Origin of the sequence: Lentibacillus daqui (assembly GCF_027186265.1) — a bacterium.
Taxonomy (GTDB): domain Bacteria; phylum Bacillota; class Bacilli; order Bacillales; family Amphibacillaceae; genus Lentibacillus_C; species Lentibacillus_C daqui.
In genome coordinates, this window is the sequence record NZ_CP114176.1 from 1,437,251 (window position 1) to 1,458,003 (window position 20,753).

15 protein-coding genes are annotated in these 20,753 nt (G+C 40.8%); 14 read left to right on the forward strand and 1 reads right to left on the reverse strand.

Going from position 1 to position 20,753, the window contains the following annotated elements; translation table 11 throughout:
- The first annotated feature begins 10 nt into the window (after window positions 1-10).
- From dnaE to O2S85_RS07295, 7 genes are all read left to right on the forward strand, one after another.
- The gene (gene dnaE, locus O2S85_RS07265) at window positions 11-3,370 is read left to right on the forward strand and encodes a DNA polymerase III subunit alpha (RefSeq protein WP_269412002.1); all 3,360 of its coding nucleotides are present in this window, start codon (window positions 11-13) and stop codon (window positions 3,368-3,370) included.
- 108 nt (window positions 3,371-3,478) lie between these two features.
- Window positions 3,479-4,714 carry an NADP-dependent malic enzyme gene (gene ystJ, locus O2S85_RS07270; RefSeq protein ID WP_269412003.1) on the forward strand — a complete coding sequence of 412 codons (1,236 nt, stop codon included), beginning with the start codon at window positions 3,479-3,481 and terminating at the stop codon, window positions 4,712-4,714.
- Between the two features lie 174 nt (window positions 4,715-4,888).
- On the forward strand, window positions 4,889-5,749 hold the full coding sequence (gene accD, locus O2S85_RS07275; protein WP_269412004.1) for an acetyl-CoA carboxylase, carboxyltransferase subunit beta: 861 nt from the start codon (window positions 4,889-4,891) through the stop codon (window positions 5,747-5,749).
- Complete coding sequence (gene accA, locus O2S85_RS07280) at window positions 5,746-6,708, forward strand: acetyl-CoA carboxylase carboxyl transferase subunit alpha (protein WP_269412005.1); 963 nt, start codon at window positions 5,746-5,748, stop codon at window positions 6,706-6,708. The genes accD and accA overlap by 4 nt, the downstream gene beginning before the upstream one ends.
- Window positions 6,709-6,809: 101 nt before the next feature.
- Entirely contained in the window at window positions 6,810-7,769 is a 960-nt protein-coding gene (pfkA, locus tag O2S85_RS07285; RefSeq protein ID WP_269412006.1) for a 6-phosphofructokinase, read from the forward strand.
- A 44-nt stretch (window positions 7,770-7,813) separates the two neighbouring features.
- Window positions 7,814-9,574, forward strand: a complete 1,761-nt coding sequence (gene pyk, locus O2S85_RS07290) for a pyruvate kinase (protein ID WP_269412007.1) — start codon at window positions 7,814-7,816, stop codon at window positions 9,572-9,574.
- Window positions 9,575-9,656: 82 nt separating this feature from the next.
- Window positions 9,657-10,046 (forward strand): FxsA family protein, encoded by a 390-nt coding sequence (locus O2S85_RS07295; RefSeq protein ID WP_269412008.1) that lies wholly within the window; start codon window positions 9,657-9,659, stop codon window positions 10,044-10,046.
- On the opposite strand, the gene ytvI is transcribed toward O2S85_RS07295, so the two are convergent.
- Window positions 10,047-11,153, reverse strand: coding sequence for a sporulation integral membrane protein YtvI (ytvI, locus tag O2S85_RS07300; protein WP_269412009.1), 1,107 nt, complete (start codon window positions 11,151-11,153; stop codon window positions 10,047-10,049).
- Window positions 11,154-11,465: 312 nt separating this feature from the next.
- On the opposite strand from ytvI, the gene citZ reads away from it, so the two are divergent.
- The 7 genes from citZ (at window position 11,466) to O2S85_RS07335 (ending at window position 20,697) form a co-directional block, all read left to right on the forward strand.
- Window positions 11,466-12,581 carry a citrate synthase gene (citZ, locus tag O2S85_RS07305; protein ID WP_269412010.1) on the forward strand — a complete coding sequence of 372 codons (1,116 nt, stop codon included), beginning with the start codon at window positions 11,466-11,468 and terminating at the stop codon, window positions 12,579-12,581.
- Between the two features lie 120 nt (window positions 12,582-12,701).
- Complete coding sequence (gene icd / locus O2S85_RS07310) at window positions 12,702-13,973, forward strand: NADP-dependent isocitrate dehydrogenase (RefSeq protein ID WP_269412011.1); 1,272 nt, start codon at window positions 12,702-12,704, stop codon at window positions 13,971-13,973.
- A gap of 350 nt (window positions 13,974-14,323) precedes the next feature.
- Window positions 14,324-15,262, forward strand: coding sequence for a malate dehydrogenase (mdh, locus tag O2S85_RS07315; protein ID WP_269412012.1), 939 nt, complete (start codon window positions 14,324-14,326; stop codon window positions 15,260-15,262).
- A 160-nt stretch (window positions 15,263-15,422) separates the two neighbouring features.
- Window positions 15,423-18,062, forward strand: a complete 2,640-nt coding sequence (gene polA / locus O2S85_RS07320) for a DNA polymerase I (RefSeq protein WP_269412013.1) — start codon at window positions 15,423-15,425, stop codon at window positions 18,060-18,062.
- 26 nt (window positions 18,063-18,088) lie between these two features.
- A complete protein-coding gene (gene mutM / locus O2S85_RS07325) occupies window positions 18,089-18,916 on the forward strand; it encodes a DNA-formamidopyrimidine glycosylase (RefSeq protein ID WP_269412014.1) in 828 nt (275 codons plus the stop codon).
- Window positions 18,917-18,941: 25 nt separating this feature from the next.
- Window positions 18,942-19,541 carry a dephospho-CoA kinase gene (gene coaE / locus O2S85_RS07330; RefSeq protein ID WP_269412015.1) on the forward strand — a complete coding sequence of 200 codons (600 nt, stop codon included), beginning with the start codon at window positions 18,942-18,944 and terminating at the stop codon, window positions 19,539-19,541.
- Between the two features lie 124 nt (window positions 19,542-19,665).
- On the forward strand, window positions 19,666-20,697 hold the full coding sequence (locus tag O2S85_RS07335) for a glyceraldehyde-3-phosphate dehydrogenase (RefSeq protein WP_269412016.1): 1,032 nt from the start codon (window positions 19,666-19,668) through the stop codon (window positions 20,695-20,697).
- Window positions 20,698-20,753 lie beyond the last annotated feature (56 nt).

Here is a 20,753-nt window from a genome sequence, read left to right on the forward strand (position 1 = left end):
GCGGGATTGTATGTCATCTTTTACACATTTACAAGTGAGAAGCGGATATAGTTTGATGAATAGCACCATAACGATCGACAAATTGGTCAATAGGGCAAAGGAGCTTTCATTTTCTGCGCTTGCATTGACCGATGAACAGGTATTGTATGGAGCAATCCCATTTTATCAGGCGTGTAAAAAAGCAGGGATTAAGCCGATAATTGGCATGACTGTTTACGTGACGACTGATGAACAAACAACGGAAACCTGCATTCTGCTGGCGAAAAACAATCAAGGTTATCAGCAGCTTGTTGCATTATCTACTTACCTCCAAACAAACCAATACACGAAGATCGAACAACATGAATTACACCATTACACATATGACATGATTGGCATTTTGCCTGCCAAAGATTCGCAGCTTGCCAGACTGCTGCAAACGAAATCACTAACTGATGTGCACCAATATATCGCATCATGGAAAACGTGTTTTTCACAAGGTGATTTTTATTTGGGTGTTGCTGGTTATGGTTATGTGTCCGAAAAAGAAATTCACCTTGCCTTAAAAACATATATGGGGCAATATTCAACACCTGTTGTTGCTATCAATGATGTCCGATATTTACATGAAAAAGACGATATTGCCCTTGATTGTTTACAAGCAATCAAACGTGGTGAATCATGGCCATTTTATGTAACGGACCCAAACTTGAAGGGCCACCATTTACGTTCATCATCCGAAATGGAAAAGGCTTTTTCCGATTGGCCGGAGGTATTAACTGCGACGAAACGAATTAGTGACCAGTGTACAGTAACCCTTGATTTTACCACTAGAATGCTTCCGTCGTATCCAGTCCCGGAACAAATGGATGCACATACCTATTTGGAAAAGGTGTGCTGGCGGAATGTTGAAAATAAATATTCCACGGTTACAAACAAGGTTGCTGACCGTTTGCATTACGAATTGCATGTGATTCAATCGATGCAGTTTAGTGATTATTTCCTGATTGTTGCTGATTTTATTGCATTTGCAAAGGAAAATCATATTATGGTGGGCCCGGGACGAGGATCTGCTGCGGGGTCACTTGTTGCTTATGTGCTAGGAATTACCGAGATAGATCCGCTTGAATACAATTTATTATTTGAGCGATTCCTTAATCCGGAACGTGTAACAATGCCAGACATTGACGTTGATTTTTCCGACCATAGACGTGAAGAGGTGATTGAGTATGTGCGGAACAAATATGGCAGTGAACATGTGGCTCAGATCATTACGTTTGGCACATTTGCTGCCCGTTCGCTGCTGAGGGAATTAATCAAAACCATGAAGATTGATAAAGAGGATGCCCAATTTATTTTAAGGGAGGTACCTGTCCACCCTCATAAATCGCTAGTAGCATATGTACGGGAATCGGTAGAATTAAAACAATATATTAAGCAATCGGAGACACTAAAAGTATTATTCGCTATCGCAACTGTATTAGAGGGCTTGCCGCGACATATTTCAACCCATGCTGCCGGGATCGTGATCAGCGAGCAACCACTTGTGAGACATGTCCCGTTAACAATCGGGGCGAATGATACCCGATTGACCCAATATCCGATGAACGATCTGGAAGCAATCGGATTGTTAAAAATGGATTTTTTGGGCTTGCGTAATTTAACTTTATTAGAGCGAATCGTACAAACGATTCATTATACGGCGAAACAAACCATTCGCTTAAATGAATTACCGGAAAATGATCCAAAGACATTTACATTATTACAAAAAGGAATGACAAATGGCGTTTTCCAATTAGAATCACAAGGTATGAAAGAAGTTCTAATGAAATTAAAACCGACATCGTTTGAGGATATTGTCGCTGTTAATGCGCTTTATCGTCCGGGTCCGATGGAATACATTCCAACCTACATTGCCCGTAAGCATCATAAGGAAAAAATAACCTATCCACATCCGGATTTGGCGACAATATTAGCGGATACATATGGGGTTTTGGTATATCAGGAACAGATTATGCAAATCGCCCATAAAATTGCTGGATTCACACTTGGTCAAGCAGATATTTTGCGACGTGCTGTCAGTAAAAAACAAGAAACGGTAATGGAGAAACAAAAAGAGGCCTTTATCCAAGGCTGTCTGACAAATGGATACAACCAGAATGTTGCTGAGGAAATTTTTGCATGGATCGTCAAATTTTCCAACTATGGTTTTAATCGAAGTCATGCGGTCGCATATAGTATGATTGCCTATCAACTTGCGTATTTAAAAGCGCATTACCCTGTTAGTTTTTTTTCCGAACTCTTAAGCTCAGTTACCAATCAGCAGGATAAAGTGATGGCGTATGTCAAGGAAGCAAAAATGTATGGTTTGGAAATATTGCCACCCTCTGTAAATGCCAGTTTCGGGAAATATACCGTGGAATCGAACAACATCCGTATGGGGCTATTATCGATCAAAGGAATCGGCAATCAAGTAGTCAAAGAAATTATTCGGGTAAGGAAACACGGCCGATTTAAAAATATATTTGATTTCTGTATGCGGATTTCTTCTCATAGCGTAAATCGTCAAATATTGGAATTGCTAATATTGGCGGGTGCGTTCGATGACACTTATGACAATCGTGCCAGTTTGTTGGCATCGATTGATCAGGCGTTGGAACAAGGAGAGTTATTTCATGAATTTCAGGATCAGCCGTCATTATTCCAAAGTGAAATTGAGCTGGAGGCAGGCTACGTGGAGATGGAGGATCTTTCTACAATAACTAAGTTGGCAAATGAGAAGGAATTGCTGGGAATCTATGTAACCAGCCACCCGCTTGCAGCCTATCGTCGCGCCTTAAAAAGTCATGGGTATGCTACATTGGCAGATGTTTACCAAATGATTGGGAAACGCGGGGTGAAAAGCGCAGTTATTATCCAATCAATAAAGATCATCCGGACAAAGCGGGGAGACCCGATGGCTTTTTTAACGGTTGGTGATGAAACAAGTGATATGGATGCTGTTGTGTTTCCAGATGTATTCCGCTTGAACCGGTCATTGTTAGAGGAAGAAAAATTAATTGCAATCAAAGGAAAAATTGAATCGAGAAATAATCGGATTCAATGGCTTGTATCTGAAGTGTATCCGTTTGACGAAACAATAGCAGTTATCAATCAGCCTGAACGTCTTTTTATCAAGGTAAGTGCGCGAAACAGCGAGGAGGCTTTAAACAAAATGGCTGAGATAGCTCAGTCTTTTCCAGGTAACACACCAATCATTCTTTATACAGTTGAAACAAAGCAAACCTACCAATTGCAAAACACGTACAATATTAACCCGATAAGTGCTTGTATGACAAAGATACGTGCTTTTTTTGGCGAGGAAAACGTTGTATTGGAAAAACGGAACTGATTGTACTTTCCATTATGCTTTACACGATATCACCATCTGTTATAATTAAATAATCGAATGGTCAGACCACTATATCATAAAAATCAAGGCAAAAGGAGCGGATAATCTGTGGCTAATTTAAGAGAGGAAGCACTGCATTTGCATAAGAATAACAAAGGGAAATTGGCTACCACGCCCAAGGTACCAGTACAAAACGCCAGAGATTTAAGCCTGGCGTATTCTCCGTGGGTTGCCGAACCATGTAAAGAAATTCACGATCGAGAAGAATCTGTCTATGATTATACAATGAAAGGTAATATGGTTGCAGTTGTCAGTAATGGTTCCGCTGTTTTGGGACTTGGTAATATCGGTCCGGAAGCAGCTCTCCCCGTTATGGAAGGTAAATCTGTGCTTTTTAAAACGTTTGCAGGGGTTGATTCATTCCCTGTCTGCTTGAATTCGGACAACATCGATGATATTGTTCAAGCTGTAAAAATGATGGAACCAACATTTGGTGGAGTAAATCTTGAGGATATTGCCGCTCCAAATTGCTTTATTATTGAAGAAAAACTAAAAAAAGAAACCAGTATTCCAATTTTTCACGATGATCAGCATGGTACAGCAATTGTAACGGTTGCCGGACTGATCAATGCGCTGAAATTGGTCGGAAAGTCATTTTCGGAAATACGGGTAGTCGCAAATGGTGCGGGAGCTGCGGGCATTGCAATTATAAAACTGCTGCATCATTTTGGTGTTCGTGAAATGATTATGTGTGATTCCAGCGGTGCCATTTATGAAGGCAGACCAAACGGAATGAACGAGGTTAAGGAACAAGTGGCCAAAATGACAAATAAGGATAAGAAGGAAGGAAACCTGGAAGACGTCCTTGAAGGTGCTGATGTGTTTATTGGTGTATCTGTTGCTGGACTATTAACCAAAGAAATGGTTCAAAAGATGAATGACGATCCAATTATTTTCGCAATGGCCAATCCTAACCCGGAAATTATGCCAGAGGATGCAAAAGAAGCCGGCGCTAAAGTAATTGGAACCGGACGATCTGATTACCCAAACCAGGTAAACAATGTCTTGGCGTTCCCGGGGATTTTCCGTGGTGCACTGGATGTACGGGCTACGCGGATCAATGAAAAAATGAAAGTTGCCGCCGCAGAAGCAATTGCGTCTTTGATTACAGAAGAGGAATTAAACACAGATTATGTAATTCCAGCACCATTTGATAGCCGTGTTGCACCAGCAGTTGCATCAAGTGTTGCGAAGGCAGCAATGGAATCTGGTGTTGCCAGAATTCAAGTGAACCCGGACGATGTGGAAGAAAAAACGAAAAAATTGACCGAAATAGATCATTGATGGTAAACGAGAAATTTCCCCATGCCATAAGCAGGCATTGTAATCATCAAGGTTTTATACCAAATTATTCCTGTTCATACAAAGGAAGTAACGCATTGATCAACCAACACATGATTCGTAAAATGCCTGCCTGGTATGTGGGAAAATTGCTGCCCCGGTAAAGGAGGAATAACCTTGCTTAAAGATTTTTTTGGCAAGCGAAAGAAGTATGCATCCATCCCAGGTGAAGAAGGGAAAATCGATGTACCTGAAGGTTTGATGAAAAAATGTGATGGATGTCATAAAATCTATTATCGTAAAGAAATGAAAAAAAATAATTATGTTTGCCCAAATTGTGGGTATCACCATCCCTTAAGCGCCTGGGAACGGATTGATAGTTTGTTTGATCAGGATACATTTGAGGAATGGGATAAACAGTTGATCTCAAGTAATCCGCTGGCATTTCCCAGCTATGAACAAAAACTGGAAAAAGACCGTAATAAGACGGGGCTTAATGAAGGTGTTGTAACCGGAAAAGGGTTGATAAATGGGCAAGCCACCGCTTTTGCAGTGATGGATTCGCGCTTTCGCATGGGAAGTTTAGGGTCTGTTATGGGAGAGAAGATTTCCAGGGCAATCGAAAATGCCAAAATGGAATCCATACCGTTTATCATTTTTACCGCTTCAGGTGGTGCCAGGATGCAGGAAGGTGTATTGAGCCTGATGCAAATGGCAAAAACATCTACGGCTATCAAACGGTTTAGCGACGCTGGAGGATTGATGATCTCCGTGATGACACATCCCACAACAGGCGGTGTTTCAGCGAGTTTTGCCTCTTTGGGTGATTATAACTTCGCCGAGCCTGGTGCGTTAATTGGTTTTGCTGGTCGGCGGATTATCGAACAGACGATCCGTGAGAAACTTCCCGCGGATTTTCAAACAGCAGAATTTTTGCTAAAGCATGGTCAATTGGATGAGGTAATTCATCGTCATGATTTGAAAAACATAATTTCGACATTATTGGCAATGCATCAGAAGGGAGGCGTGAACAAGTGAAACAAGTGTTGGAGTTTGAAAAGCCGATTGTAAACTTAAAGGAGAAAATTGCTGAACTAAAAAATTTCACGAAAGATAGTGAGATTGATTTATCTGAGGAAATCCAAACATTAGAACAGCGGTTGGCAACGTTGGAAGAAGATATTTACGCTAACTTGAAACCTTGGGATCGCGTACAAATGGCTCGTCATCAGGAACGTCCGACAACACTTGATTACGTTTTTGAGTTATTCACCGATTTTATTGAATTTCACGGTGACCGTTATTACGCTGATGATGCAGCAATAGTAGCCGGTATCGCCTACTATCGGGACAAACCAGTAACTATTATTGGTCACCAGCGTGGAAAAGATACAAAAGAAAACATCCGTCGAAACTTTGGCATGCCACATCCTGAAGGCTATCGAAAAGCATTAAGACATATGAAACAAGCTGAGAAATTTGACCGGCCGATTGTTTGTTTTATTGATACAAAAGGTGCTTACCCAGGTAAAGCTGCAGAAGAGCGCGGACAAAGTGAAGCAATTGCCAGAAACTTGATGGAAATGGCCGGTTTAACGGTTCCGATTGTTTGTATCGTTATTGGTGAGGGTGGAAGTGGTGGTGCCCTGGGAATAGGTGTTGGTGATCACATTCATATGCTGGAAAACTCGACGTATTCCGTTATATCCCCTGAAGGAGCCGCAGCATTGTTATGGAAAGATTCCAATCTTGCACAACGAGCGGCGGAAACAATGAAAATTACGTCTTATGATTTAAAGGAACTTGGGGTGATTGATGAGATTATTCCAGAACCCAGAGGCGGCGCACACCGTGACATTCAACAGCAGGCTGCAAACATTGATCACGTTTTACAACAATCGTTGACCGATTTGGCAAATTTGCCTGTTGATGAATTATTGGAAGAAAGATGGAAAAAATACGAACAAATTGGTGACTATACGGAGATTGAAAGTTGATATCCATCTTGGTTGATTGAAGTCAATCTCAAGGTCGCTTACGAAAACGATGTCGTACATATTTGTTTTGATATATTATTTGTACATCATGAGGTGGAAGCATGAAAAAAATAGGAGTTTTGACAAGCGGTGGGGATGCCCCCGGTATGAATGCTGCTATACGAGCGGTAGTAAGAAAAGCTATTTACCACGAAATCGATGTCTATGGCATAATGAACGGTTATCAGGGACTTATTAACGGAAATATAGAAAAAATGGAAATTGGCTCCGTTGGTGATATTATTCATCGCGGTGGTACTGTATTGCGTTCTGCCAGATGTGACGAATTTAAAACAGATGAAGGTCAGGAAAAGGGGATTGCCCAACTGAAAAAATTCGGTATCGAAGGGTTAATTGTCATTGGTGGTGATGGCAGTTTTCATGGTGCGCAAAGCTTGACAGATAAAGGTTATCCTTGTATCGGTATCCCGGGCACAATTGATAATGATATTGCTGGAACTGATTTTACAATTGGCTTTGATACTGCACTTAATACAATTATTGAGGCTATCGATAAAATACGTGATACCGCAACTTCACATGAACGTACGTATGTGATTGAAGTGATGGGCAGGAATGCCGGTGATTTGGCACTGTGGGCAGGACTTGCAGACGGTGCGGAAAGCATTCTTATCCCGGAGAAGTCTGATAGCTTCGAGGAAGTAGTAAATCGCCTGAAACGCGGACATGAGCGAGGGAAAAAACATAGTATTATCGTTTTGGCCGAGGGTGTGGGCAGCGGCTTTTCTTTTGGTGAACGAATTGAGAAAGCAACCAATCTCGAAACAAGGGTTACTGTATTGGGACATATTCAACGTGGTGGTTCACCAACCGCACAAGATCGGGTGCTGGCCAGCCGTCTTGGGGCACAGGCAGTGGACATACTGTTAGCCGGTAAGGTTGGTCGCATGGTTGGTATCGAGAATAACAAGCTAGTCGATCACGATTTGTATGATGTGATGTCACATGAGCATCATATTAATTCCGATATGTATAAGCTATCAAAGGAACTATCGATTTGAGTTTGCCTAATAAGCGCAACAATAGTGAAAGGAATGTGTATTAAATGAGAAAGACAAAAATAGTATGTACAATCGGACCTGCATCCGAATCGGTTGAAACATTGGAACAGCTGATTCAATCCGGGATGAATGTTGCCCGTTTGAATTTCTCGCATGGGGATTTTGCCGAACATGGCAACCGGATTAACAATATCAGACAAGCTGCTGAAAAGACCGGGAAAACAGTAGGAATTTTACTCGATACCAAAGGGCCGGAAATCAGAACAGGTGATTTTGAGAATGGTGAGGCTGAATTAACCACTGGTAGTACCGTGTATGTCTCGATGAATGAAATGGTTGGTACGGCTGAACGTTTCTCGATTACGTATCCCGGACTGATCAATGATGTTCATGAGGGATCCAAAATCCTGCTTGATGACGGCTTAATTGAACTGGAAGTAATGGAAATTGATAAAGCGCGTAACGAGTTAAAAACCAAAGCACTAAACACGGGCATCGTTAAAAATAAAAAGGGAGTTAATGTTCCCAATGTGAAAGTGAATTTGCCCGGCATTACAGAAAAAGACGCTAATGATATTGAATTCGGCATCCAACAAGGTATCGATTTTATTGCTGCATCTTTTGTTCGCCGGCCTTCCGATGTCTTTGAAATCAAAGAACTACTGGAAAAAAATAATGCAACACATATCCAGGTTATTCCAAAGATAGAAAATCAGGAAGGCGTCGATAATATTGATGAAATTCTTGAAGTTTGCGACGGAATTATGGTTGCCCGCGGAGATTTAGGCGTAGAGATCCCCGCCGAAGATGTTCCGCTTGTGCAAAAAAGATTAATCCACAAATGTAATACTGCAGGTAAACCAGTTATTACCGCAACACAAATGCTTGATTCAATGCAGCGTAACCCACGGCCAACAAGAGCTGAATCCTCTGATGTCGCTAATGCCATATTTGATGGAACTGATGCGATTATGTTATCGGGAGAAACAGCCGCCGGACAATATCCAGTGGAATCTGTGGCAACCATGAATAACATTGCTATAAAAACCGAAACGGCGTTGGATCATAAACAGATTTTAACCAATCGATCAAGAGCTGTTGATATGACGATTACTGATGCAATTAGTCAATCGGTTACCCATACGGCCATGAATTTATCGGTTAGTGCGATCATTACGTCAACAGAAAGTGGTCATACAGCACGAATGATTTCGAAATATCGTCCAAAAGCACCGATCATTGCGGTCACTGTCTCGGAATTAGTAAAGCGACAACTCTCACTTGTTTGGGGCGTTCATGCTATGATGGGTGAACACGCAACCTCAACAGATGAAATGCTTGATATCGCTATTGATCGTGCGCTAAACAGCAATTTATTGCAACGTGGAAGCAGGGTGATCATCACGGCGGGCGTACCAGTTGGTGAATCGGGTACAACGAATTTAATAAAAGTCCATGTCATTGGGGATGTAATTGCCAAAGGGCAGGGGATTGGCCGACGGAGTGCTTATGGTAAAGTAGTTGTGGCGAAAAATGCTGAAGAAGCAATTGCCAGAACACAGCAACAGGATATTGTTGTCACATATGGTACGGATCGTGATATGATGCCAGCGATCGAAAAAGCCGGCGGTATTGTAACGGAAGAAGGCGGATTAACATCACATGCGGCAGTGGTTGGTCTTAGTCTGGGCATTCCTGTAATTGTTGGGGTTAAAAATGTGATGGATATATTAACCGATGGAGAAGATATAACAATTGATTCATCCAAAGGAGATATATACAAAGGCCATGCCAATGTGTTGTGATCTGATATATTTGGAAGGAAAAAAGAAGGGATAGTCCCTTCTTTTTTCACTAAATATAGAGCTGAAGAGAGGGTGAATATTTTTGCGCTGGATATTACTTGCATTTTTAATCATCCCTGCCCTGGAAATAGGTGTGTTTGTCTGGGCTGGTGGAATTATTGGCCCTTGGTGGGTCGTTTTTCTTATTTTGTTAACAGGAGCTCTCGGTATCACGCTTGCCAAATACCAGGGCATGGAAGCCTGGCGCAAGGCCCTATTACAGATAAGCAATGGCTTTAAGCCGACGAACGAAATTATGGACGGGATCTGCATCGTTATTGGAGCAGTACTGTTATTTACCCCTGGTTTTATTACTGATACTGTCGGATTTTTGTTAGTTATACCTTGGACGAGAATTCCGTTTAGAAGCTGGATTTATCGAATTATAAAAAATAGAATGGGCAAAGGAACGATCATTTTCCGTAAATGGTAATTAGCCTTTAATAAAAATCCATAACTGTTTGACAACTCCCGCCTGTTGTAATGCACTAAATAAGACCACCAGAATAGGAGCAATGATAATACCGATAAGCCCCCACAGCTGAACACAAAGAAAAACTGCAATTAATAGTGGTAACGGATGTACCCCTATGGATGATGATAACAACTTCGGCTCGAGTATTTGACGACCGACAATGATAACCATATAAAGAATGGACAAACCAATTGTCATCGAATAGTCGGCTGTAAAGAACAGGTAAATGATCCATGGAATAAAAATGATGCCCGTCCCCACATAAGGCAGTAGATCCACAGCCGAGGCAATTAGGGCAATTGTCAGGGCATGATTTATATGAAGGATCATGAGACCAATGAACATAATTATACCTGTTATTGTAATGAGGATTATTTGTGCTTTCAGAAAGCCCGATAATGCTTTTTTTAAATGATTTCCAACATTTCGTGTAGAATCACTGGCTGAAGCAGGGACCCTTTTATGAAACATGTCGCTTAAAACTGGCCAGTCCTTCGTTATAAAAAAACTTGCCAGGATAATGAAAATGACAACCGCAAACGAACCAGGCAACCATTGTAAGGCAAGAGGTATCTTTAGCAGAACCTGTTTAAGGGCAAGAGTTCCTGTGGATGCTAAATGGTTTATCATCTCCTCAATATGCTGCTGAATTAGCTTTTGCTGTTCCGGGTCAAGTGTATGCAATAAAGATGCCAGCTTATGATAAATAGGAAGAATGTGGTTCTCCAGAAAGATTTCCATGTAGGACATAAACATACTGAAATGTGCTGGAACCACATCAGCCAAATAAACAGTTCCTTGAATTAATTCAGAAACAATCAAAATGATACCGCAGACAATCATTGTAAACAATAGTATTAATGCAACAAGTGTTGCCAGGGCTCGGGGAAACTTTAACCTCTTTTCCAGTAATCGAACGAAAGGATTTATGAGCAATGAAAGAATCACTGCCAGGATCAATGGGTATATGTAAACTAGGGTGTATTGCAAAATCAGGTATATCATAAGTCCAATAACAAATACTAGAATAAACCTTAATATGGGATATAACTGTAGCTTGTACACAAATTCACCTCATTAAACGGATAAATATGTCTGTACTTATTTATTTATGAAATCCAAGGGAAAAATAGACCCCGCTGACAAGGAAATTCGTAAATTAGTAAATGGCTATTTCCTCGTAGATTGATGTAATATGGACAATTTGTGAAAAATATTGTTGATTTTAATCGCTTTCGATTCACTTTACTTTAAGAATCCATTATAATTGTTCATGGGAATGACAAACTTATATGATTTTAACGGAATGTTGAGTAAACAGATATTCCATAGATTTAGTTGTCATAAGCAACAAATTAGAAAAGGAGAGGGTTTGTTATGACTAAAACAAAAGGGCTTGAAGGGGTTGTAGCAACTCAATCGTCAATTAGTTCAATTATTGATGATCAACTTACATATGTTGGTTACCGAATTGATGATCTTGCAGAAAATTCAAGTTTTGAAGAAGTCGTATATTTATTATGGAATTTAAAACTTCCAACAAAGCAAGAATTGGATGACTTTAAAGCGGATCTGGCGGACAACATGGAATTGCCGGATGGTGTTATTGACCATTTGCATTCCTATGATTTATCTACTGTGCATCCGATGGCAGCATTACGGACGGCCGTATCACTTTTAGGATTGTATGATGATGAAGCAGATGTAATGGATGAGGCAGCCAACAAACGCAAAGCAATGCGGCTACAGGCAAAAATAGCAACAGTTGTTACCGCATTTGCCAGAATCCGTAAAGGTAAAGAGCCGGTTAAACCAAAGAAAAATTTAAGCTTTGCAGCAAATTTCCTATACATGCTCAATGGTGAGGAAGCAAATGATATCGAAGTAGAAGCAATCAATAAAGCACTCGTTTTACATGCTGACCATGAATTGAATGCATCAACCTTTACTGCACGGGTTTGTGTGGCTACACTGTCTGATATTTATTCCGGTGTAACGGCGGCAATCAGTGCACTAAAAGGACCGCTTCACGGCGGGGCAAATGAGCGCGTAATGGCAATGCTTGAAGAAATTGGCGAAGAAGACAATGCTATTCCGTATATTAAACAAAAAATAGCCAATAAGGAAAAAATCATGGGTATGGGTCACCGTGTTTATCGTAATGGGGATCCTCGTGCGAAACATTTAAAGCACATGTCAAAAGAATTAACAAAGATTACTGGTCAATCAAAATGGTATAACATGTCTGTGAAAATCGAGGATTATATCAAAGAAGAAAAAGGATTGCCAGCAAACGTGGATTTCTATTCCGCATCGGTTTATCATAGCCTTGGAATCGACAATGATCTATTTACACCTATTTTTGCGACAAGCCGTGTTTCCGGATGGTTGGCCCACATTTTGGAACAATACGATAACAACCGTCTCATCCGTCCGCGTGCGGAATATGTGGGACCACAGACACAGGAATATGTGGCCATTGAAAATCGCTAAACATTTAATCAGTCAGAAGAGATCCTGACCTGATTAGGCGGCGATTTCTCCTGACTATTACAACACACCATAAATATGCTAAAATAGAAACTGTATGACAAGATAGAGGAGGACTATACGATGGCACAAGGAGAAAAAATCAGAGTAGAAAATGGGAAAATGAATGTTCCCGATTGTCCAATCATTCCATTTATCGAAGGAGATGGAACCGGGCCAGATATCTGGGCTGCTGCCAAAAGGGTTATTGAAGCAGCCGTTGACAAGGCATACAATGGCAGCAAATCTATCGAATGGAAAGAAGTATATGCCGGACAAAAATCATATGACAAGTTCGGTGAATGGTTGCCAGATGAAACCCTTAAAACGATTGATGAATATAAAATTGCCATTAAGGGCCCGCTCACAACGCCTATCGGTGGCGGTATTCGTTCGTTAAACGTGGCATTACGCCAACAGCTTGACCTGTTTACCTGTTTACGTCCCGTTCGCTATTTTGATGGTGTACCATCACCTGTTAAGCGTCCGGAAGATGTAGATATGGTGATATTCCGGGAAAACACAGAGGATATTTATGCCGGTATTGAATGGCAAAAAGGTACACCTGAAGTGAAAAAAGTAATTGATTTCTTGCAAAAAGAAATGGATGTACATAATATCCGCTTCCCGGAAACTTCAGGTATCGGTGTAAAACCTGTATCTGAAGAAGGCACCAAACGTCTTGTGCGGGCAAGTATTCAGTATGCACTAAACGAAGGACGCAAGAGCGTAACGCTTGTTCATAAAGGAAATATTATGAAGTTTACTGAAGGCGCGTTTAAAGCATGGGGATATGAAGTTGCCGAACAGGAATTTGGCGACAAGGTATTTACATGGGCAGAGTATGATCGAATTGTTGAAAAAGATGGTAAAGATGCAGCGAATAAAGCTCAGGATGAAGCAGTGGCTGCGGGTAAAATCATTGTCAAAGATGCCATTGCCGACATCTTCTTGCAACAAATTCTGACCCGTCCGAACGAATTTGATGTAGTTGCAACTATGAACCTAAACGGTGACTATGTTTCCGACGCCCTTGCAGCACAAGTTGGCGGAATTGGTATTGCACCAGGTGCAAACATTAACTATGATACAGGACATGCGATTTTTGAAGCAACTCATGGTACGGCACCAAAATATGCCGGACTTGATAAGGTTAATCCATCTTCAGTTATTCTTTCCGGCAGCTTAATGCTTGAACATCTGGAATGGAGAGAAGCGGCGGATTTAATCGCCAAAGCAATGGATAAAACCATCGCTTCCAAGGTCGTAACTTATGACTTTGCCCGCCTGATGGATGGCGCAACCGAAGTCAAATGCTCTGAATTTGCGGATGAACTAATTAAAAATATGGATTAAAATCCAAAGACGGAGATGCCCGGTTGCAGTTTAATCGGGTAATCCGTTGTTTGCTTCTAAATGGGCTACTTTTTAAAAAGATTGTTGCTTTTGAAAGAAGAACTTCTTTGGAAAACTCTGAGCGGCTCAAATACACGTAGACTCCTGCGGGACAAGTGGCCAGAGTGAGACTCCGCAGCGAGGTACTTAAGGAAGGCCGACTAAAAACGGCCTTTGCGGCCAACGTCGGCATACCCCTTGCCGGGGCAAGGAGGCTCACGGATCACCCGTGGAAAGCGAAGTGTATTTGGGCCGCGGTCTAAATTACAATATTCTATACGGAAAGTGCTACGTATAGGGAGGGGATACCTATGGCTATTAAACGTAACAAAATATCTATAATTGGTTCCGGTTTCACTGGTGCAACAACTGCATTAATGCTTGCCCAAAAAGAACTTGGTGATGTTGTGCTAGTTGATATTCCCAATATGGAAGATCCTACGAAGGGAAAAGCGCTTGACATGTTTGAGGCCAGTCCCGTTCAAGGATTTGATGCAAAAATCACTGGTACATCAAACTATGAAGATACCAAAGATTCTGATCTCGTTATTATTACTGCAGGTGTAGCGCGGAAACCTGGCATGAGCCGCGATGACCTGGTAAACACAAACGCAAAAATTATGAAAACTGTTTCAAAAGATGTAGCAAAATATTCACCAGATTGTTTGATTGTTGTCTTATCCAATCCGGTAGATGCAATGACTTATACCGCATTTAAAGAAACAGGCTTCCCAAAAGAACGTGTTATTGGGCAATCCGGAGTGCTGGATACGGCACGTTTTCGTTCCTTTGTCGCTGAAGAATTGAATCTGTCGGTTAAAGATATTACTGGTTTCGTCCTCGGTGGGCATGGTGATAACATGGTACCGTTAATCCGTTATTCCTATGCAGGTGGAATCCCATTAGAAAAATTAATTTCCAAAGATCGATTGGATGAAATTGTCGCACGCACCCGTACAGGCGGCGGCGAAATTGTTAACTTGTTGGGAAACGGCAGTGCCTATTATGCACCAGCTGCATCATTAACCGTAATGGCAGAAGCAATTCTCAAGAATCAACGCCGCGTCATTCCGGCAATTGCCTATCTTGAAGGGGAATATGGTTACACAGATATTTATTTTGGTGTACCAACGATCCTTGGGGCAAATGGAATTGAAAAAGTCATTGAACTGGATTTAACCGACGAAGAAAAAGCTGCGCTCGATAAATCGGCTGATTCAGTTAAAAATGTACTGGAAATTGTAAGGTAATACGAAAACAGAAGATAAAAACTTGTGGGCTGCCTTAAAATTTAGGTAGCCTTTTTGCATTAAAAAGCTATGTTAAACTGGTATAATAAAGTATAACTATAAGATGATACAAGATTAACCTATTTAATAGAGGCAGTAATCTGAATAAGGAGGTCTTTTGGTGGCAAACAAACTGGTTTTAATCGATGGAAACAGTATTATTTATCGGGCTTTTTTTGCCTTGCCACTGCTCAATAATGACAAGGGTGTATACACGAATGCAGTTTACGGTTTTACAACCATGCTATTAAAAATCTTGGATGAAGAAAAACCTACCCATATTCTTGTCGCATTTGATGCGGGCAAAACAACTTTCCGGCATGAAACGTATAAGGAGTATAAAGGTGGAAGACAAAAGACGCCACCGGAGTTGTCTGAACAGTTCCCGGTTTTAAAGGAATTGCTTGATGCGTTTCAAATTCCCCATTATCAGCTTGATCAATATGAGGCTGACGATATTATTGGGACATTATCAAAAAAAGGAAATGAAAAAGACTGGGAAGTAACGGTTATCTCCGGCGATAAAGACCTGTTACAGCTTGTTTCTGACCATATAACAGTGAATTTAACCAGAAAAGGAATTAGTGAGGTTGAATCCTATACCCCAAAATTTATGATGGAAAAAATGGAAATCAAGCCAGAACAAATAATTGATTTAAAAGCGTTGATGGGGGATAGCTCGGATAATATTCCAGGAGTTCCTGGTGTTGGGCAAAAAACTGCGACAAAATTAATCAAGCAATATCAGACGCTTGATGGTGTTTATGCTCATATGGATGAGATCAGCGGAAAAAAGCTGAAGGAAAATTTATCGAACCATAAAGTTGAGGCCTTTATGAGTAAAGACCTGGTAACGATTAATCGTGATTCACCAATTGAAGTAACGGTTGATGATATTACGTACCATGGTTATGAACAGGGTAAGGTAACCGCGATGTTTAAAGATCTTGGTTTTCAATCATTATTAAATAGAGTTTCCGGTGAATCAGGGGATGAAGAAGAAAAAGAAACATTAACGCCAATTGATTATACCATTGTTGATAAAATAAAAACCGAAATGTTTACAGGAGCAGAAGCAATGGTTGTCGAAATGCTTGGCGATAACTATCATCAGGAACCAATCGAGGGGATTGGAATTGTTAACGAACAACAAGCATATTTTGTCCCAGCCAAAGTGGCAATCGAATCAAAAGCCTTTAAAGAATGGGCGGAGGACCAATCAAAGAAAAAGTATGTATTCGATGCCAAGAAAACATTGGTTGCCTTGTTAAACCAAGGGATACACATGAAAGGTATTACATTCGATATGTTGCTGGCTTCTTATTTGTTAAACCCGGGGGAGAATCATCACGACATTCCCACGATTGGTCATCGAATGGGGCATACAACGAAGGTATTGTTTGATGAAGAAGTTTATGGCAAGGGAGCCAAGTTGAAACTTCCGGAAAGAGATGTACTTGCCGACCATGTTGTCCGAAAAACCAATCTATTGTTTCAAATGAAGGAAGATATGGAGGCGGAACTCAAAAATAACGAACAATTTTCCTTGCTACAAGAACTTGAGATGCCACTTGCACTGATTCTTGGACAAATGGAGCATACAGGGGTACGGGTGGACATTAAACGGCTGAAAGATATGGGAACTGAATTAAAACAGCGGTTGGATCAGATTGAACAGGAAGTCTATGAATTGGCGGGAGAAAAATTTAATTTAAACTCACCAAAACAACTGGGACCAATTTTGTTTGAAAAACTGGGACTGCCGGTCATCAAAAAAACAAAAACCGGTTATTCTACTGCTGCAGATGTCCTTGAGCAACTGCAGAACGAGCACGAAATCATCCCCAAACTTCTATTGTACCGACAGTTAGGGAAATTACAATCAACATACGTAGAAGGTTTGCTAAAGGTTATCGATAGGCATACCCATAAAATTCATACCAGATATAATCAGGCCTTAACCCAAACAGGACGGTTAAGTTCCGTCGATCCCAACTTGCAGAATATCCCAATCCGGTTGGAAGAAGGCAGAAAAATTCGCCAGGCATTTGTTCCCGCAAATAAAGGTTGGATTATGTTTGCTGCTGATTATTCACAAATTGAATTGCGGGTACTTGCCCATATTGCCAAAGATGACAAACTGATTGATGCTTTTAAGAACAATACGGATATCCATACACAGACAGCGATGGAAGTGTTCCATGTTGGCAGAGATGCGGTTACCGCAAACATGCGGCGTCATGCCAAGGCGGTCAATTTTGGTATTGTTTATGGAATTAGTGATTATGGTCTTTCCCAAAGTTTAGGAATCACCAGGAAAGAAGCAAAACAGTTTATTGATCGTTATTTCACAAGCTATCCAAACGTTAAAAACTATATGGAAGAAATTGTTCAGGAAGCAAAGCATAAAGGGTACGTCACCACGTTAATGAAACGCAGGCGATATTTACCTGACATTACAAGCAGAAATTTTAATAAACGAAGCTTTGCCGAACGAACGGCAATGAACACACCAATTCAGGGAAGCGCGGCAGATATCATTAAAAAGGCAATGATCGATCTGCACGAAAAGTTGCTTGATGAGGGTCTGAAAGCGCGTATGCTTCTGCAGGTTCATGACGAACTTATTCTTGAAGCACCAAAAGATGAAGTAGATAAACTAAAAGAAATTGTTCCGGATGTGATGGAACACACGGTTGAATTAGATGTACCGCTAAAAGTTGATTATGAATACGGAGAAAGCTGGTTTGATGCGAAGTAAGTTATAATTAAGGGAGAAAAAGAAATATGCCAGAATTACCAGAGGTCGAAACAGTAAAAAACACTTTAAAACGTTTGGTATTGGAAAAGACGATTGATCATGTTCGTGTTTTTTGGCCAAACATCATTAAATATCCTGATGATGTGGAAGCATTTAAACATATGGTTGAGGGACAAACGATTCATGATATTAAACGAAAAGGAAAATTTCTTTTATTTCAGCTTGATGACGTTGTTCTTGTATCCCATTTACGAATGGAAGGTAAGTATAGCGTTCACCCGGAAACGGATCCGGTAAAAAAACATACACATATCATCTTCACTTTTATGGACGGGGAAGAATTACGATACAATGATGTTCGTAAATTTGGCACCATGCATGTTTTTAAAAAAGGAACGGAATTTGCCCAAAAACCACTGAATCATTTAGGTCCTGATCCATTTGACGAGAAGTTTACAACAGCGTACTTATATGAGAAATTGAAAAAAACGGAGCGTGCGATTAAAGCTGTCTTGCTTGATCAAACCGTTGTTGCTGGTTTAGGCAATATCTATGTTGATGAAACACTGTTCAGAGCAGGAATTCATCCACTAAAAAAGGCCAGTAAATTAACCAAAAAAGAAACGAAATCCGTCCAACAAGCAGCTATAACAACATTAGAACAGGCAGTGGCTCAAGGTGGAACAACTATCCGTTCCTATCTTAATGGCCAGGGAGAAATGGGAATGTTTCAGCAGGAGCTGTTTGTCTATGGTCAGGAAGATCAGGCTTGCAAAAAATGTGGGAAACCGATTATAAAAATGAAAATTGGCGGAAGGGGCACTCACCTGTGTGTCTCTTGCCAAAAAAAATAGCGGCTTAAGAGAGGAGGGATGTCCTATGGCCTTGACAATTGGTCTCACTGGAAGTATAGCCAGTGGTAAAAGTACTGTGTCACTTATGTTTGATGATTACAATATCCCCGTTATCGATGCAGATAAATTGTCCCGCGAAGTCGTTGAACCGGGGGAAAAGGCGTATGCGCAAATCATTGAAACATTTGGCACGGATGTGTTACGAGATGATAAAACAATCGATCGAAAACATTTGGGTGCCATCGTTTTTGCAGATGAAACCAAACGTAAACAGTTAAATGATATAGTCCATCCAGCGGTCCGGAAAAAAATGCTGGACATGAGGGATTCTTTAATTGACGCGGGTGCATCGTGTGTTGTGTTGGATATTCCGTTATTATTTGAAGGAAATCTGGCCCATTTTGTAGACAAAACATTAGTAGTATTTGTTGACGAATCAGTTCAGTTGGAGCGCTTGATGAATCGGGATCATTATACTGAAGAAGAGGCATGTCAACGGATTCAGTCGCAAATTCCTGTGAAAGAAAAAGCTGCTATGGCAGACGCCGTGATTAATAATAATGGAACAAAATATCAATCTTATGAACAGCTGGAAAGAATTTTGCGAGCGTGGAATGTCTTTTAAAAAGTCCGTATCCTTAGATTCGGGCTTTTTTATTTTAAAATTAATATCACATTTGGCTTGTAATGTGTTATACTAATTATAACATTAACTTGATGAGTATAACACATTAGGAGGACTATGAAGAATGAGTAAAACCCGAATTGCGATTAATGGATTTGGTCGCATTGGACGAATGGTATTTCGCCAGGCGATGAAGGATGAACAATTACATGTGGTAGCGGTCAATGCAAATTATCCTCCAGAAACACTTGCCCATTTGATTAAGTATGATAGCGTTCATGGTATTTTTGACAAAGAGGTGAAGCCGCTGGCGGATGGACTTGAGGTAGACGGAAAGAAAGTATTGCTGGTCAATGCACGGGACCCGGAGAAACTTCCCTGGGATGAATTAATGATTGATATTGTTATCGAGGCCACGGGGAAATTTAATTCAAGGGTTGGGGCAGGGTTGCATCTAAGAGCTGGTGCAAAAAAAGTAGTCTTAACGGCACCAGGTAAGCAAGTTGATCGGACAATTGTGATGGGGGTTAATCATGAAATGTATGATCCTGATCATGATCATATTGTGTCTAATGCTTCCTGTACAACAAATTGTCTTGCACCTGTTGTAAAAGTGCTGGATGAACAATTTGGAATTAAAAATGGGCTAATGACAACCGTCCACGCGTTTACGAATGATCAGCATAATACTGATAATCCCCATAAAGATTTGCGAAGGGCCAGGGGGTGTACCCAGTCAATTATTCCAACATCAACGGGTGCGGCAAAGGCATTGGGGGAAGTATTACCGCATTTAAGTGGCAAACTTCATGGAATGGCGTTACGGGTACCAACACCTGATGTCTCACTTGTTGATCTGGTAGTTGATGTCTACCAGCCGGTTACAGCTGAGGAAGTAAACCGTAAATTCATGGAAGCCGCAGACCATGAATTGACAGGTATTATTCACTATAGTTGTGAACCGCTTGTTTCTGTTGATTATACAACAACGGATTATTCTGCAATTATTGATGGATTATCAACAATGGTAATGGAAGATAATAAAATCAAGGTATTGGCCTGGTATGATAATGAATGGGGCTATTCACACCGGGTAATCGATTTGACTAAATATGTCGGACAGTATATGCATCAGAAACAAATGAAAATTTCATAACTATTTGGGAGATAACCAACAGTGGGCAGATCATGGTAAAGAGTCTTGATCTGCCC

Excerpts from the sequence above, each read along its gene's own strand:
- pfkA (WP_269412006.1), top strand. The coding sequence starts at position 6,810 with ATGAAAAAAATAGGAGTTTTGACAAGCGGTGGGGATGCCCCCGGTATG.
- mutM (WP_269412014.1), top strand. The coding sequence starts at position 18,089 with ATGCCAGAATTACCAGAGGTCGAAACAGTAAAAAACACTTTAAAACGT.
- dnaE (WP_269412002.1), top strand. The coding sequence starts at position 11 with ATGTCATCTTTTACACATTTACAAGTGAGAAGCGGATATAGTTTGATG.
- icd (WP_269412011.1), top strand. The coding sequence starts at position 12,702 with ATGGCACAAGGAGAAAAAATCAGAGTAGAAAATGGGAAAATGAATGTT.
- coaE (WP_269412015.1), top strand. The coding sequence starts at position 18,942 with ATGGCCTTGACAATTGGTCTCACTGGAAGTATAGCCAGTGGTAAAAGT.
- O2S85_RS07335 (WP_269412016.1), top strand. The coding sequence starts at position 19,666 with ATGAGTAAAACCCGAATTGCGATTAATGGATTTGGTCGCATTGGACGA.
- citZ (WP_269412010.1), top strand. The coding sequence starts at position 11,466 with ATGACTAAAACAAAAGGGCTTGAAGGGGTTGTAGCAACTCAATCGTCA.
- pyk (WP_269412007.1), top strand. The coding sequence starts at position 7,814 with ATGAGAAAGACAAAAATAGTATGTACAATCGGACCTGCATCCGAATCG.
- mdh (WP_269412012.1), top strand. The coding sequence starts at position 14,324 with ATGGCTATTAAACGTAACAAAATATCTATAATTGGTTCCGGTTTCACT.